Origin of the sequence: Anaerococcus sp. AGMB09787 (assembly GCF_022808955.1) — a bacterium.
In the GTDB taxonomy this organism is placed as follows: Bacteria; Bacillota; Clostridia; order Tissierellales; family Peptoniphilaceae; genus Anaerococcus.
On the sequence record NZ_JAKZEY010000003.1, the window covers coordinates 14,202 to 31,333 of the forward strand.

The window sequence follows — 17,132 nt, forward strand, 5'->3', positions numbered from 1 at the left end:
ATTTAAGCCTCTATATCAATAAATTCATAGTTTTCGACATCAAAAAGTCCCTTATCGGTTAGCTTTATTTGAGGTATAACTGGTAGGGACATAAAACCTAGGGTTATAATAGGATCTAGTCCATCATCTCTTAATCCCAAGTTGACCCTGGCTGCTTCTAGGATTTCCCTTATATTTAAAGAAGTTTCATACAGGGAAGAGTTAGTCATAAGTCCAGCTATTTCTAGTGGTAAAGATTTAAGGATCTTTTCGCCTTGGACTACAACTATCCCACCATTCATCTTTTCAATCTCTTTCATAGCAAAATAAATATCCCTATCATTATCTCCTATAATTATAATATTATGGGAATCGTGGGCTATGGTGGATCCTATAGCACCATTTTTTAATCCAAAACCCTTAACAATGGCCTTACCCATAGTATTAAGTCCCCTATGCCTCTCAATTACACAAAGTTTTTGATAGGTTTCATCAGCCACAAAGATACCATCTTCTACCCTAACTTCTTCAACCAATTTTTTAGTTAGTAGCTCATTAGGTAAAATTTCAATAATATTTGCCTTATTTGACTCTAGTCTTATTTTAAAATCTTCCAATTTCCTGTCAAAAACCTTTACATTACCAAAAGATTCTTTTCTAGTATTACTACCAATATCTACTAAAAGCTTATCCTTCTTAGAATATTGTTTGCCCTTTATATAAACGCTATCTATGGTGAAGTTATTAAGATCATCTAGGACTATAAAGGAAGCTTCGTAGCCTGGAGCTAGGGCAGCCTTGTTTTTTAAGCCGTAGCAAGTTGCTGCATTTATACTACCAATCCTTATCGCATCTATTGGGTCTACTCCATTTTTTATAGCTATTCTTATATTTTCATTTATAGATCCATCTCTTAGTAGATCTTCTGGATGTTTATCATCAGTACAAAATAAGATCCTTGATAAGTTATCCTTGGTAATTCCCTTAGTTAAGGCTTTAGCATTCTTAGCTGAAGTTCCCTGTCTAATTTGAACATAAAAACCTCTCGCTATTCTATCATTCATCTCACTAATAGTAACACATTCATGGTCTGTAACAACGTTTGCAAGACGGTAAGCATTAAGACCCTTTCCACTTAATCCTGGTGCATGGCCATCTATGATCTTATCTTCAAAGCCCTTAATCTTATCTAATACTTCCTTGTTGGTATTTATTAGACCCACATAGTTCATCATCTCTCCAAGTCCAAGTACTCTTTGATCATCCTTTAATTCTACTAGGTCTTCATAGAGAAGTTTGGCTCCAGAGTCTTCGAAATCTGTAGAAGGTACACATGAAGGAAGCATAATTCTTACATCTATAGGCAAATCTTTGGAAGCATTAAGGATATACTTAACCCCATCCATCCCCATAACATTAGCTATTTCATGAGGATCTGCTATTATGGTACTTACTCCATTTACAAGAAGAACCTTAGATAGTTCTGCCGGTGTAACCATAGATGATTCAATATGTACATGGCTATCTATCAAAGTCGGAGATATAAATTTCCCTCCTAAGTCTATTTCTTCTCTACCCTCATAAGTGCCTATGCCTAGAATAATTCCATCTGCAAGAGCTAGATCACCTTCAATTAGACTTCCAGAAAATACATCAACAATCCTTGCATTTTTAAATACTAAGTCTGCCTTCTCTCTTCCGCTGGCTTTGAGTATTTTTTCTTCTAGATTTTTCATAAAATCTCCTTATAATAAAGAGACTGTACTTAGCAAATTTATTATCCTTAGACCAAGTATCAAAATCTTGCCATGACTTTTAGATTTATTAACCTGTAAATTAGCCTTCTAATGAATATAAATTTGTATTATAGTACAGTCCCTTATCATTTATAATTTATAATATTAAATATAGTCTTTAATATTATCTTTGTTGATTCTATTTACTTTATGGTCAGCTTCTAGTTCAAATCCATTGGCTATATTGTTCGCCTTTTGAACTGCTATTAGTATATTTTCATATCCGGTACACCTACACATATGGTTGGATAACTCTTTACGTAATTCATCTATAGTGTAGTATTTTTTTCTTGATATTATCTCAGTTGCACCAACTATAAATCCTGGTGTACAAAAACCACATTGAACTGCAGCTTCATCTACAAAAGCTTCTTGTATTATTGAAAGGCTTCCATCTCTTAGGCTCAAGCCTTCGGTTGTCCATATATCCTTACCCTCTGCCCAGATAGCAAGATATATACAAGAATTGAACTCTACTCCATCTATAAGGACTGCACATGCTCCACACTCTCCGACCTCACATCCTTTTTTAACAGATGTTAGTGAAAAATCATTTCTCAAAAAGTCAGTAAGTGAAGCTCTCATATCTACCATCTTGGCAACAGGAACGCCATTTACCCTACACTTTAAGAATTTGTATTGAGGTTCATAGTGTAAAACCGCTTCTTCCCTATCACCATAAGGACCATGTTCATTAGTGTGCATTTTGACCTCCTTCAAATTTTTCTTTGATGCTCTTTAGACTTCTATAGGCTATTTCATATAATAATTGGATTCTAAATTCCTTAGATGCTCTCCAAGAATCACGTGGTGAAAGTTCTTCCAGGGCTTTTTTAGCAAATTCTTTCATATTATCATCACTAAATTCTTTGCCCTTGAACCATTCTTCTGCCTTAAAAACTCTAAGAGGGGTAGGACCTGCAACACCGTAGGCTACTCTAATATCTTCAACTATATTTCCATCTTTAAGCTTAACATTAGCTGAACATGATGAAGTTGCTATATCCATAGCGTTTCTCATAGCATATTTGAAATAATGCCCCTTATATCCTTCATAAGATTCTTTTCTTATTTTGACTGCTGTAACAATTTCTGTATCTCTAATATCTACCTTGCCAAATCCTAGGTTAAAGTCGCGAGCCTTAACTTCACGAACTCCACCTTCACCTTGTAGTTCAATAATTGCATCATAGGCTTGGATGCTTGTAGCTGAATCTGCTGAAGGAACACCGTTGCTTATGTTTCCTCCGATTGTTGCTATATTTCTTAATTGAGGTCCCCCTGCTGTATCTACAGCTTCACCTAGGGTTGGGCAATATTTTTGAACAAGGTCGTTGTTAGTAATATCTGTAAAGGAAGTGAGTGATCCAATTCTTAGGGTTCCATCATCTTCTAGGCTTATGCCTCTGAGGTCATCACAAAGATAGATTGAAATAAGCTCACAGCCTGCCATGCTTCCATCACGGATACTAATCAATACATCTGAACCTCCACCTATAATATGGGCTTCAGGATGTTCTTTTCTTAATTTTATAGCTTCTTCTATAGTATAAGCTTCATAAATTGCTTTTATATCATACATAATCTTCCACCTTTTTATAGATCATTATCGATTAGTCCTGCTTCCTTAAATAGAGGGAACAAGACATGTGGGGTCATAGGAGCTTTATTTGCTGCAACTCCTGTTGCATTTAGGATAGCATTTCTAATTGCTGGAGCCGGTGAGCAAGTAGGAGGTTCTCCCAAAGACTTAGTATGGAATGGTGAAGTTGGCTCTGGATTTTCGATAAAGTAAACTTCAAATCTTGGATGATCCATAGTAGTGCTTAGTTTGTAGTCTAACAAGTTATCATTTAGGATCCTACCATACTTATCATATTTCAGTTCTTCAGAAAGTGCATAACCTACTGCCATAGACATACCTCCGTGGACTTGAGCTTCTGCAAGTCTTGGGTTTATTAGCTCTCCACAGTCATGAACATTTACTAGTCTCAAAATATTAACCTTACCTAGGTTAATATCGACTTCTACTTCAGCGAATGAGCAGCCAAATGAATAAGCATTATTTCTTATAGTATAGGTTGCTTCTGCAGTAAAATGCTCACTATCATTATTATCATAAAGAGATTTAGTAGCTAAGTCTGCTAGGGAAATTAGAATCCTACCATCGACTTTTCTAACTATATTTCCAGCTATCAAATCTAGATTAACTGGGCTTTGCTCCATATATTTTGCTGCCCTATAAAGTATCTTTTCTCTTAAGATATTGGCAGTTTTTGTTATAGAGAAACTTGCCATATAAGTTTGTCTAGAAGCATAAGCACCAAGTCCAAATGGTGTTACGTCTGTATCTTGTTGGCTAATAATATGAACATCTTTGAGGTCAACACCAACTGCATCAGCTGCCATTTGTGAGAAGGCTGTATCCCCACCTTGACCAATTTCTGTTTCCCCTAATTGAACTTGTAAGGAACCATCTTGGTTAACAACCATCCTACATGATGATGTTTCAAGTGATATAGGATAAACTCCTGTATTATACCAGAAAGTAGCAGCTCCTATTCCCCTTCTAATTTGACCAGATTGGTTTTTATATTCTTCACGTTTTTTATCATAGTCGATTGCTTTTCTTCCTACAGCTAGACATTCCCTATAGGTATCATAGTAGTTTTCATTGTGAGAGAATCCATCGACATATCCCTTTGGCATGATGTATTTCATTCTATATTCCAAAGGATCAAAGCCAAGAGCTGTACATATATCTTCTATATGGCTTTCACCAGCAAACATGGCTTGAGGTATACCATATCCCCTCATAGCACCTGATACTGGTAGGTTGGTATATACTGTATAGGCATCAGCTTCTACATTATCGCAAGGATATTGTTGGTGGAAACAGTTCATAGCTTTTGATGCTATAGAGTGTCCATGGGAAGCATAGCCCCCATTACCAGCGAAAACTTCTATCTTTCTTGCAGCAAAGGAACCATCTTTTCTAACATGAGATATTATATGTATCTTCATAGGGTGGCGAGTTCTATTTGATGTAAAGGTCTCTTCTCTAGAAGTATCTAGTTTGACTGGGTGACCTCCAACTTGGGTTGTTAAGTAGGCACATAGAGGTTCATATAGGGCATCTTGCTTATTACCAAAACCTCCACCTATATATGGTTTTATAATTCTAATGTCTCCCCAAGGAATTCCTAGGGCTTGACCACAAACACGTCTAACAATATGAGGTATTTGAGTAGAAGCTACAACTACTACCTTACCAGCCTCTTGGTAGGCACATGCTATACCATTTTCTATATGAGCGTGTTGTACCATAGGGGTTTCATACCAACCTTCTACCCTAGTAAGGCCCTCTTCCTTGATTGCCTCTTGGTAGTCACCTTTATAATTAGTAGTGTGTCCCAAGATATTATCTGGGCATTCCTCATGAATTGGAACTTTAGTTCCATTTATAGACTCTATTGGATCCAGTGCATATTCATATTCTTCATATTCCACTTGTATTTTTGATAAGGCCTCACTACATACCACCTCATCACTACCAATAACTACAGCTACATCATCACCGTAGTATCTTACGTGGGTATTTAATAACCTTCTATCAGCCTTGTCTTGGTGGCTTGGATCTAATGACCAAGGGTGCCCTGCTGTAGGGAAACCCCATTCAGGAACATCAAAACAAGTAATAATCTTTATTACTCCATCAATTTTTTCGGCTTCAGATGTATCAATTGAAACAACTCTACCGTGTGCTATAGTTGAGTGTAAAATTTTTGCAACATATGCATTATGGGGTATCATGTCTTCTGTGTACTTGGCTCTACCAGTTACTTTGTCATACGCATCTACCCTATTAACGTTTTTTCCAACATACATAGTTAACCTCCTAACTCTTAATTAACCTACAAGTTTTTAAGCTAATTATTGTTTAATATATAATATATCACTCAAAAGTAAAGACAATCCTTAGCTAGTTCCTATGTAATAAATATCTATTTCCTTACTTTATATAATACCATTAAAAAGGAGAAAGCAAAAGGATTATTTATACCTAATTTACTATAATATCAACTATTTTTATATTTATTTTTAGATGAAATCTAAATTAATTCTCTATTTCTTCGTATACTTCTTCTAATTTACTATCTATAGCCTTATCTTCTTCTTTTTCAGGAATTAATTTATTCATAAGAACAGCGAAGATTGCCGCTAGGACTACTGGAGATGATCCTATAGCTATAGCAAGTTCTTGTGGCATAAATACTACCCCTGCATTAGCAGCGGCTTCTGCTACTGAAGTAAAACCGATACCAATAGCAACTGAAATTCCTACTATAGAAGCATTCCTAGATGTAAGTGGTTGGGAAGTAATCATCCTTATGCCATTCATTGTTATAGCTGCAAATACTGAAAGAGTTGCACCACCTAAAACAGGATAAGGGATTGTTGTTAATATTGATGATAGCTTTGGAAATAGTCCAGCAACCAAAATAATTATTGATGCTTGAACAAATACTTTCCTATTAACTACTTTGTTGGTTGATACAATACCAGCATTTTGAGAGAAAGTTGCTGTTGGCATACAATTTAGCAAGGCTCCAAAGATGTTTGCTATTCCGTAGCCTACTATTCCTCCCTTTAATTCTTCATCACTAGGTACCCTATCCATACCACCGACTGTTGTAGATGTCATATCCCCTATGGCCTCTATTGCAGTTACTATAAAGATAATTCCTATAGAAACTACAGCAGATAAGTCAAACTTTATTCCAAAGTGTAGAGGTTTTATCAAGGTAAACCAAGTAGCATCACTCACAGGAGATAGGTCTATCATACCAAAGAAAAAGGCTAAAATATATCCACATACCATAGAGAATAATACACTAGATAAGCTTATCATTCCCTTACCGAAGTTTGAAGCTATAATACCTATGACCAGGGTTATTCCACCGACCTAGAAATTTTGCCAGCTTCCCCATCCTGCCATAGTAACATCTCCACCTCCACCTATATAGTTCATAGCAACTGGATATAATGAAAGTCCTATTACTAGAACAACTGTACCAGAAACAAGAGGTGGGAATAAAGGTAATATGTATTTTAGAGACATACCAAAAAATACTGATAGGAGGGCTCCAACTATCTGTGCACCAAATATTATTGCTATAATATCTTTAGGATCGAGGCTATTAAATTGGCCTGCTATAGCTATCATTGATGGCACATAGGCAAATGAAACCCCAAATATAATCGGTAACTTAGCTCCAATTTTCTTGATTGGATATAACATTATTAAGGTTGTAAGTGCTGATCCAACCAAGGACATTTGCACAAGGATGATCAAATCTTCAGGAGAAAGTCCTGCTGCTGATCCAACCAAAATAGCTGGACTTATACAACCTGCAACCATGGCAATAACGTGCTGGATTGCAAGAGGTAGGGATTCGTTTAGACTAACTTTAGCATAAAAGTCGAAAAGCCCCTTATGTTTTTGATTATTTTCTGTCATATTATTTTCCTTTTTTTAATTGATATTATAATAAATTATTTACTTTACTTATATTTTGAGGTAATCAGCTTTGTACTTAAGGTCAATGTCTGTTATTATTTTAATTATTATGAAATCCTTATCAATAAAAAGCTGAATGGTTAAATTTTTAACTTTTCCTTATATAGTTATAGATCTACAAGGATTATTAGCTTGGCCAAAGTTAAAATAGGATATACCTTATACTAATAAAAGCCTGCTAATTTTTCTAACAGACTTTTATTTTAGAATTAATTTATATATAAGTAGCACTTTAAACAAAGTCGATCATAGAAAGATAGGTCTTATATGCTTGTACTTTGGTGTTTCTAATTTTAAATCTTGTCTAGGTATTAATAATAAGCTAGATTATTAAGGTTAGACATTACTCATTTTCCATCATTTTTCTTTCAGCTTCTTCTTCTGCCACAGTTTTTTTAGGTACGATTAGGTTTAGTAAGAATACTACAACAGTAGCAAGAACAACAGGTGATGATGTGAACACCATTCTGAACCATTCAGGGAATTGCGCCACTGCTTGATCACCAAGTTGAACTATTCCCATACCCAAGGCTATTCCTAGGCCGACAATAGTTACATTTCTACTAGACATTTCATCTGATGTTATTAGTTTCATACCAGACATGGTTATTTGAGCAAATACCGTAATTGTTGCTCCTCCTATAACTGCTTGAGGTACTGATAGCATTATAGCACCGAATTTAGGGATGAAGCCTGAGATTAGGATTAGGATGGCCGTAAACTTAAATACATGTTTGGTAACAACTTTTGTAAGTGAAACTATTCCTACGTTTTGGCTGTATGTTGCTGTTGGAAGCCCACCTATAACCGATCCAATAATTGAAGCCACACCATTAGCCTTTATTCCACCCTCTAGCTCCTCACCAGTTGGAGTTCTATTAAATCCACCAGCTGTAGTAGATGATAAGTCCCCTACTGCTTGTATGGAGTTTACTACAAACATTACAGACATTGTAATAACGGCATCTATAGGAAATTCTAATTTGAATGGCATAATCCTTGGTATGCTAATCCAAGCTGCATCAGATATTCCGCCCAAGTCTACAAGTCCCATAGCTAGGGAAGCAATATAGCCAACAACTATACCTATAAGGATTGCTGCTAGTTTTAATAGTCCCTTAGTAAACATATTACAGAAAAGAACTACAAGTAGAGTTAGTACGGCTACTGCCCAATATCTTATATCCCCTTGCATAGGGTTTCCATTACCACCAGCCATATAATTTAGGGCTACTGGATAAAGGGATAGGCCTATTGTCAAGACTACAGTTCCTGTAACCATTGGTGGGAAGTACTTATAAATCCTTTTTATGTTCATACCTACTATAAAGGCAACAATACCTCCTACTAATTGGGATCCATATACTGCTCCAATTCCATACTTGACTCCAATACTGGTAAGAACTGGTATGTAGGCAAATGATACTCCCATTATTACTGGAAGCTTTGCTCCGACTTTCATAACCGGATAAATTTGTAGGAAAGTAGCAATAGCTGCTATAAACATACCTGCCTGAATCAAATACAGTGATTCTTCAGGGCTTAGGGCATATTGAGTATTTGCAAGTTGTCCTGTAAGTACGATAGCTGGTAGGGTATTACCAACTATCATTGCTAACAGGTGTTGCAAGGCTATGGGCATCGATTTCTTAAAGCCTGGATCTCCTTCAAAATCAAATAATGATTTGCTTGCGCTTTTACTTTGTGGTTTTGTTTCCATCTTCACCTCTTATTATTTTATACATTTTTCCAAATTTCTTTGGCCCTTTCAATTGACTTAGCGTGAATTTCGTGTTGATCGACCTTTAAGATTATCTTATCTTTCATAACAAATTCACCATTTATTATTGTATCATTAACGAGTCTTCCTGTCAGTCCAAATAAGGCATGACCACCCCAATTATCTTTGTTGAGTGGTGTATATGGATCATAATTAAAGGTTATTAGGTCAGCATAGGCTCCCTTTTCTAAAACTCCGATTTTCTTATCGAAATATTTGGAAACAATTTGTGGAGTATTTGTAAATTGAATTTCTAGTGCTTCTCCAAAGCCCTTGGTAGGGTCACAGGCATTGTGGGAGAGTAGGACGTTGGCTACTTTTAGTGAGTCAAACATATCGTTGGTATAAGCATCTGTACCCATACCTACCTTGATTCCCTTCTCCATTGCCCTTATGATTGGAGGACATCCTACGGCATTGTTCATATTTGATTCAGGGTTAAAGATTAGTGGAGTATTGTGTTTCTTTAATATATCCATTTCTCTTTCGCTCATATGAACTCCATGGATTGCCAAGGTGTTTTCTGTAATCATTCCAAAGTCATCTAGTCTTTCTACAACTCTTTTTCCATGTTTTCTAATGGTTTCCCACTCATCCTCTATACCTTCAGCTATATGAACATGGTATCCATCATAGACTTCTTCCATGGCTTCCCTTGCCTTATCAAGAGTTTCATCTGATAAGGTAAAGGATGCGTGGAGGCCAAATAGGCCCTTTAACATATCTCCGTTATCATCTTTTTGGCAGGCTTTGATCCAGTCAATATTCTCTTTTATTTCCTTATCTCTAATTTCTTTGCCATCCCTATCTGATAGTTCATAGCAAAGAGAGGTTCTTATACCTAGCTCTTTTGCAGCTTCACCTATAGCAAATAGGGATCCTTCTACTGAGTTTGGACCTGAATGGTGGTCTACTAGGGTTGTAACTCCATTTTGGATAGATTCCATATAGGTTGTTAGAGCATTTAGCTTAACGTCTTCTAGGCTTAGATTTCTATCTAGGGTCCACCATTGGTTTTCTAAAACATTAAAGAAGTTATCGGTTGGTTTTGATACGCTCATGCCCCTAGCATAGGCAGAGTAGATATGTGAGTGAGCACATATCATACCTGGCATTACTAGTTTTCCTTTTAGATCGACTTTTTCTTCCTTAGGATATTTTTCTAAAATATCTGACCTATCTCCTATATCAGCAATTACATTACCATCTATATAGATAGCTCCATCTTCATAGAAGTTGTTCTTGTCATCATTGGTTATAATTACACAATTTGTTAAGATCATATATTCTCCTTGAATATTACTTTAGGTTAAAGGCTGGCTCTAGATAATGGCTATAATTTTTTTCTATAGCTTCTATAAGGTTGATCATATTCTCTGATAGGTCAACTCTTATGTCAGATGTTTTGATTACCTTGCCATTTTCAAGTCTAACCTTATAAGATCCATCTTCATTCTTTAAGATTCCTGTATTTGTTGAGTCTTCAAAATCTTCTTCAGTCCAGAATACTGTGAATTTATCCTTGTAAGGGTTGCCTGCATGAGGACAGAATACTCCACAGTTACCACATTCGTTACACATACCATCAATATGGATTATTTGGTTGAGGTTGTCATAGCCTTCAACTTTTATAGCAACATTTGCTCTATTTGGACAAACTTCGGTACAAACTTCGCAAATTTGATCGCATTTTAGACATCTTTGGCCTTCTGCCCTGCCTTCTTTGATATCTTCTAATAAGCCTCTCTTAGCGTAAATTTGTTCCTTATCTTCTTCTACTTCGAATTTTTTGAAATCATTGTCAAGATTTTCTTTTGCTAAGATATCTAGGCAAACTTTCTTAGCATCCCCCATAGCCTTAACTATTGTTGATGCACCAAGTCTACAATCTCCTACCACATATACATTTTCAACATTTGTTTCTAAATTATCTAAGGTCTTAACCCTATTTCTATCATCTAGGTTAATTCCATTTTCCTCAAAGGCCTTAGTATCAACTCTAGCACCTGTTGCACCTATTACAGTATCAAATTCAAGAGCAATATCTTCTCCTGTTTCTTCAATTGATCTTCTCTTGCTTTGGTCAAAATCTCCAAGTTGCATTTTTTTGCACTTGAGTGTTTGGCCATCGTATGAATATGGAGCAAGAAGTTCATAAATCTTGTGTCCTTCTGCCTTAACATCATTTACTTCTTCTTGGGTGGCTGGCATGTAGGCTTCTGTTCTCCTATAAACTAGGCTTACTTCTTCAACCCCTTCTTGTCTTGCTGCAGTTCTTACACAGTCCATAGCAACATCTCCAGCACCTACAACTGCTACCCTCTTGCCAAGTCTTGCTTCATTGTTATTTCTAACGTTCCACAAGAATTCTAAAGAATCTAGGATATTTTCGCTACCTTCTTTTACAGGAGATATGCCCTTCTTCCAAGCGCCTGTAGCAACAATTATATAATCAAAGCTATTCTTTAACTCTTCATAAAACCCCGTAACTTCACTATTAAACTCAAATTTGACACCAGTTTTGACTGCAATCTTGTAATCTCTCTCTATATCAGCATCTGAAATTCTAAATTCTGGTATAACATGACTAACTATTCCATAAGGTTTAGCTAATTTTTCCCTAACCACTACATCCATACCATTTCTTCTTAGGTAAGTTGCAGCTGCGATTCCACCAGGTCCCGCTCCTATAACTAGGACTTTCTTGTCAGATCTAATTTTGCTTTCACTAATCTTATCTAGGTAAGCTTCTTGAGCCTCATTAGCTGCTATTAGTTTCATATCCCTAATTTGTAGGCTCTTTTCGTAGTCAACCCTTGTACAATGCTCTTGGCAGTGGTGGGCACAGATCTTACCCAAAATTGTTGGTGCTGTATTATCATTAGCTATAACTTCAATAGCTTCATCATATCTTTCTTCTGCAACTAACTTTAGATATTCTGGGATTTGTTGGTTAATTGGACATCCACCATCCTTACATGGTGCCTTGAAACAATCCACTAGAGGTAGGTCAGAGGCAGTCTTTCTTGAGCCAACCTTTTCTCTATAGAGCTTATTATTATCCCAATCAGCTATGATAGCATCTCTAAGTTTAATAATCTTTTCAACATCGATTCCCCTATATTCTCTATCAAGAAGATCTTCAGTTAAATTAGCTAGTTGGTTAAACCTTTCATATCCACCTGGTTTAAGAATTGTAGTAGCTACTGTAATTGGTTGGCCGATTGCATCAAAGATCTCTCTTATATTTCCTGCATCTGCACCACCAGAATAAGATAATGGAAGTTTACCATCAAACTCTTCAGAAAGCTTAGCAGCCATAGAAATTGTTAGTGGAAGAAGGGATCTTCCTGACATATACATCTCTTCTGATGGTAGCTCATCTCTCTTAACATCCACTGGGAAAGTATTTGACAACTTCAAGCCAAACTTAAGCTCATTTTCTTCAGCAAGTTTCAATAACTTATCAAACATTACAATAGCATCTTCATATTGGAGGTCATCCTTAAAGTGGAAATCTGTAAAGGCAATATAGTCAAATCCCATCTTGTCAAGAGTTTCTCTAGCGTACTCATAACCTAATATAGTAGGATTACACTTAATAAAAGTATTTAACTTCTTCTCTGTCAAAAGATATCTTGCAATAGCTTCTATTTCATCAGCAGGACAACCATGTAGGGTTGATAGGGTTATAGAATTACAAACTTTAGGATCAATATTTCCTAAGTCTTCTTCATTAAAGCTATCAAACCTATCTAAATTATCCTCTAAATAAGCCTTGCATTCCTTGAAAACATCAGTATTAGAAGCATCCTTTAGGTTTTCGATATAGGTGTCGACCTTTTTAGATTTGATACCTTCAAGATCATATCCACAAGACATATTGTAAGCAAAGTCCTTACCTTCAGCTAGGGAAAACTCCTTAGCTAGAACATGGATTAGGAAATATGCCTTAATATATTCATCAAAAGCTTCTTCTACTGTAAGCTCTGTTGACCATTCACAGTTATAACACTCATCCTCGGCATTGATACAAGGTTTATTAACAGCCTTTTGGATCTCCTCACCATCCATAACTTGAACAGTCTTAAGCTCAATAAACCTTGCTCCTGCGAGATAAGCAGTTACAATATTTTGAGCAAGTTGTGATTGTGGACCGGCAGCAGGTCCCACACATGAAGAAATCTCATCTCCAAAAATAGTCCTTAATTTTGTATTAGATTCATTCTTATAAAAAGCTTCTTTTCTAAGTCCAAAAACCTTGCCCTCATTCTTATACTCTTCCATAGCCCAATTCAGTAAGTCAGCAAAGGCTATAGGTCTCATAAATTCACTCATATTTCCTCCCCATTATAATAAAAGCAAATTACAAATTAACAATATCATTATTAAATTTAGTTTTAAATCCAATCTAACTTAACCTAAGAAAGATTGATCTATTATTCTATCCAAGTTCCAGTCTCTCCTGCCAAGGCATCATCTGCTTTTTCTAGTGATGTTATTAAGGCTTTTCTGCCTGCTTTTGATTTTACAAATTTCATTGCAGCTTCTACTTTTGGAAGCATGGATCCTTTGGCAAAATGTCCTTCTTCTATGTATCTTTCACAATCATCGATTGTCATTTTTGATAACCATTCTTCATTTTCTTTTCCAAAGTTAATTGCTACTTTTTCTACTGCTGTAAGTATTACTAGGATGTCTGCATCCATTAGTTCTGCCATTTTTGCACATGAGAAGTCTTTATCTATTACGGCTGGCACTCCAATGTATTGACCGTCTTCTTCTATTACTGGAATTCCACCGCCACCACAGGCTATGATAACGTTTTTTGCATCATATAAGTTATTTAGTGATTCTTTTTCGATTATATCTAATGGTTTTGGACTAGCAACGACTCTCCTATATCCCCTACCAGCATCTTCTTTAAATTCATAGCCTGTTTGTAAAGCTATTGCTTCAGCTTGTTCTTTTGTGTAGAATGATCCTATTGGTTTTGTAGGGTTTGAGAAGGCCTCGTCATTTTTGTCAACTAGGACTTGTGTTATTACTGTAACTACAGGTACCTGCCTACCTACTAGTTTGAATTCATGTCTTATGGCATTTTGTAGGTGGTAGCCTATATATCCTTGGCTCATAGCTCCACATTCTGGAAATGGCATTAGAGGAATTGAAGGATCTGCTTGGTGTCCCTTTTCCATAGCAAGGTTTATCATTCCTACTTGAGGTCCGTTTCCATGACCAACTATAATTTTGTTGCCATCTTGGACTAGTTTAACTAGACTTTTTGCTGTTGTTTTTACAGCTTCTTTTTGTTCTTCAGGAGTATTGCCTAGTGCATTGCCTCCCAAAGCAATTACAATTTTATTACCCATTGGTTTTCCCTCACTTTATTTAATACCAAGAAAAGCTCTAAGGCCTTTCTTGATATTTAGTTTTTTATTTTGTATATTCTAATGGTAGTAAAGCATATGTTGCAGCACATGTTACTAGGTCTTGTTTGAATGTTACTTCGTTTGGTGCGTGTGCTTGGTCTTCTGCTCCTGGTCCAAAGCCTATAACTGGGATATTATGTCTTCCCATTATAGCAACCCCATTTGTTGAGAATGTCCATTTGTCAACAAGAGGAAGATCTTTTCTCTTTTGGATTTCTTTTTCTACATTTGGTGCTATTCTCTTATCTCCATAAAGTGAAGTATAAGCTCTTTCTAAAGCCTTTGTTACAGGATGATCTTCAGAAATTACCCAAGTTGGGAAATAAGCTTCTTGCTTATAAGCAAGTCCTCTCCAAGATTCTCTTTCGTAATCATACATTGTTACTTTGGCATTGTATTTTTTAGCTGATGGTAGGTTTTCTATTTCTTCTATACAAGATTCCCATGTTTCACCAGCTGTCATCCTTCTATCAAGTGAGATTGCACATGAGTCTGCTACTGCACATCTTGATGGTGATGTGAAGAATATTTGTGAAGTTGTTACTGTTCCTCTGCCCAAGAAATTAGCTTCTTTATATTCAGGATTGTATTTTTCATCTAGCATCTTAACTAATCCTTTGATTTCTACTGAGTCGTCTGCAGGATTTTCGTTAAGTTGTTCGATTTCATTTAAGATTTTTGCCATTTTATAAATAGCATTATCTCCTCTTTCTGGAGCTGAACCATGACTTGAGATTCCATCAACTTCAACTCTAATCTCCATACGACCTCTTTGGCCCCTATAGATTCCACCATCTGTTGGTTCTGTTGATACGACGAATTCTGGTTTGATTCCTTCTTGTTCAATCATATATAACCAGCAGTTTCCATCACAGTCTTCTTCTTGAACTGTTCCTGTTACTAGGACTCTGTATTTATCATTTAGGAAGCCTAGTTCTTTCATAATCTTAGCTCCGTATACAGCAGAAACTATTCCACCTAGTTGGTCAGAACCACCACGTCCACCGATGAAGTTTTCGTCTTCAAAGCCTTCGTATGGATCAAATTTCCAATTATCTATATTTCCTATTCCCACTGTATCAATATGAGCGTCAAAACCGATTTGTTTTTCACCTGTTCCCATCTCACCAAGAACATTTCCTTGTTTGTCTATCCAAGCCTTGTTAAATCCAACTTTTTCCATTTCTTCCTTTATTCTATTAGCCTTGTCACCCTCTTCAGATGATTCACCCTTTAGTAGGATTAGGTCTCTTAAGAAAGCATTCATAGCTTCTGAATAACTTTGAGCTGTTTCTTTAACTAAATCGTAATTAATTTCTACCACTGTGTCCTCCTCATTTTTTATTTATATATATTATTTATCGTTTACTCTTGGTTGGTCCTTATTCCATAGCTCTTCTAATTTAGCCTTTGGATCTGCTACTCTTTGTAGGAAGATCATAGCTGCAATTATATATGGTTTGAAGCTTGCTTCTTTGTATAGGTCTTTTCTATATCTATCAAATACAGATGCTTCTACTTCTCCATGTTCACAAGATACTCCTGTGATATCTGCTGGTAGTGGGTGGCAGTATAGAGCCTTGCCGTCTTTTGTAGTAGCCATAAGTTCTTCTGTTACTGTCCAGTCCATGTGTTCTTTGTTTTGTTCTAGAAGTTCTTTTTCTAGTTTATCTATACCATCAAAGTCGCCTTCTGAGTAAAGTTTTGTTCTTTTTTCCATAGCTGCAAAAGGAGCCCATGATTTTGGATAAACTATATCAGCATCCTTGAAGGCTTCAGCTATATCATTTGTTACTGTAAATGATCCACCTGATTCTTCTGCTTGTTTCTTAGACATTTCGACAATGTCTTCCATTACTTCGTATCCTTCTGGGTGAGCTAGGACTACATCCATACCAAGTCTTGTCCATAGTCCTATACCACCTTGTGGACATGATAGAGGTTTACCATAAGAAGGTGAGTAAGCCCATGTTAGAGCAACTTTTTTGCCCTTTAGAGATTCAACTCCATCAAAGTAATGGTTAAAGTGTGCTGTATCGGCCATCATTTGTGTTGGGTGATCCCTATCACATTGGAGAGAAACAAGAGTTGGTCTTTGTTCTAGAGTTCCATCTTCATATCCTCTTTGAACTGATTTAGAGAATTCTTCTTGGTATTCGTGACCTTTTCCGATGTACATATCATCTCTTATACCTACAACATCTGCCATAAATGAAACCATGTTAGCTGTTTCTAGTAGTGTTTCTCCGTGGGCTACTTGAGATTTCTTTTCATCTAAGTCTTGAACTTCAAGTCCTAATAAGTTACAAGCTGAAGCAAAGGAAAATCTTGTTCTTGTTGAGTTGTCTCTAAAGATAGAGATTCCAAGTCCTGAATCAAATATCTTAGCTGACTTATTATTCTCTCTTAGTTCTCTAATAGCATCTGCTACTGCCCAAACTGCCTTTAATTCATCTTCACTCTTATCCCATGTTAATAGGAAGTCATCTTGGTATAATTTTTTGAAATCTAAATTATCTAATTGGTTAATTATATCTTGGAATTTATCGCTCATATTTATCTCC

10 protein-coding genes and 1 pseudogene are annotated in these 17,132 nt (G+C 36.2%); all 11 read right to left on the minus strand.

The annotated features are described in order from the left end of the window. Positions 1-2: 2 nt before the first annotated feature. Positions 3-1,715 (minus strand): adenine deaminase, encoded by a 1,713-nt coding sequence (gene ade / locus MUN42_RS01545; protein ID WP_243342521.1) that lies wholly within the window; start codon positions 1,713-1,715, stop codon positions 3-5. A 165-nt stretch (positions 1,716-1,880) separates the two neighbouring features. Further along, complete coding sequence (gene xdhC / locus MUN42_RS01550; RefSeq protein WP_243342522.1) at positions 1,881-2,480, minus strand: xanthine dehydrogenase subunit XdhC; 600 nt, start codon at positions 2,478-2,480, stop codon at positions 1,881-1,883. After that, positions 2,470-3,357, minus strand: a complete 888-nt coding sequence (xdhB, locus tag MUN42_RS01555) for a xanthine dehydrogenase subunit XdhB (RefSeq protein ID WP_243342523.1) — start codon at positions 3,355-3,357, stop codon at positions 2,470-2,472. The genes xdhC and xdhB overlap by 11 nt, the downstream gene beginning before the upstream one ends. Positions 3,358-3,371: 14 nt before the next feature. Further along, a complete protein-coding gene (gene xdhA / locus MUN42_RS01560) occupies positions 3,372-5,663 on the minus strand; it encodes a xanthine dehydrogenase subunit XdhA (RefSeq protein ID WP_243342524.1) in 2,292 nt (763 codons plus the stop codon). Positions 5,664-5,892: 229 nt separating this feature from the next. Then, positions 5,893-7,296 (minus strand): annotated as a pseudogene (locus MUN42_RS01565) (nucleobase:cation symporter-2 family protein). 403 nt (positions 7,297-7,699) lie between these two features. Continuing rightward, positions 7,700-9,076, minus strand: coding sequence for a nucleobase:cation symporter-2 family protein (locus MUN42_RS01570; RefSeq protein ID WP_243342525.1), 1,377 nt, complete (start codon positions 9,074-9,076; stop codon positions 7,700-7,702). A 17-nt stretch (positions 9,077-9,093) separates the two neighbouring features. Beyond that, the gene (ssnA, locus tag MUN42_RS01575; protein WP_243342526.1) at positions 9,094-10,419 is read right to left on the minus strand and encodes a putative aminohydrolase SsnA; all 1,326 of its coding nucleotides are present in this window, start codon (positions 10,417-10,419) and stop codon (positions 9,094-9,096) included. Positions 10,420-10,435: 16 nt separating this feature from the next. After that, entirely contained in the window at positions 10,436-13,474 is a 3,039-nt protein-coding gene (gene ygfK, locus MUN42_RS01580) for a putative selenate reductase subunit YgfK (RefSeq protein WP_243342527.1), read from the minus strand. Between the two features lie 101 nt (positions 13,475-13,575). Continuing rightward, positions 13,576-14,508 carry a carbamate kinase gene (gene arcC / locus MUN42_RS01585; protein WP_243342528.1) on the minus strand — a complete coding sequence of 311 codons (933 nt, stop codon included), beginning with the start codon at positions 14,506-14,508 and terminating at the stop codon, positions 13,576-13,578. Between the two features lie 64 nt (positions 14,509-14,572). Further along, the gene (locus MUN42_RS01590) at positions 14,573-15,892 is read right to left on the minus strand and encodes a YgeY family selenium metabolism-linked hydrolase (RefSeq protein ID WP_243342529.1); all 1,320 of its coding nucleotides are present in this window, start codon (positions 15,890-15,892) and stop codon (positions 14,573-14,575) included. A 30-nt stretch (positions 15,893-15,922) separates the two neighbouring features. Further along, a complete protein-coding gene (gene ygeW / locus MUN42_RS01595; protein WP_243342530.1) occupies positions 15,923-17,122 on the minus strand; it encodes a knotted carbamoyltransferase YgeW in 1,200 nt (399 codons plus the stop codon). Positions 17,123-17,132: the final 10 nt, after the last annotated feature.

Bases quoted from the DNA above. Each gene is read 5' to 3' on its own strand.
- ade (WP_243342521.1), bottom strand. From the start codon at position 1,715: ATGAAAAATCTAGAAGAAAAAATACTCAAAGCCAGCGGAAGAGAGAAG.
- xdhA (WP_243342524.1), bottom strand. From the start codon at position 5,663: ATGTATGTTGGAAAAAACGTTAATAGGGTAGATGCGTATGACAAAGTA.
- xdhC (WP_243342522.1), bottom strand. From the start codon at position 2,480: ATGCACACTAATGAACATGGTCCTTATGGTGATAGGGAAGAAGCGGTT.
- ygfK (WP_243342527.1), bottom strand. From the start codon at position 13,474: ATGAGTGAATTTATGAGACCTATAGCCTTTGCTGACTTACTGAATTGG.
- xdhB (WP_243342523.1), bottom strand. From the start codon at position 3,357: ATGTATGATATAAAAGCAATTTATGAAGCTTATACTATAGAAGAAGCT.
- ssnA (WP_243342526.1), bottom strand. From the start codon at position 10,419: ATGATCTTAACAAATTGTGTAATTATAACCAATGATGACAAGAACAAC.
- MUN42_RS01570 (WP_243342525.1), bottom strand. From the start codon at position 9,076: ATGGAAACAAAACCACAAAGTAAAAGCGCAAGCAAATCATTATTTGAT.
- arcC (WP_243342528.1), bottom strand. From the start codon at position 14,508: ATGGGTAATAAAATTGTAATTGCTTTGGGAGGCAATGCACTAGGCAAT.
- ygeW (WP_243342530.1), bottom strand. From the start codon at position 17,122: ATGAGCGATAAATTCCAAGATATAATTAACCAATTAGATAATTTAGAT.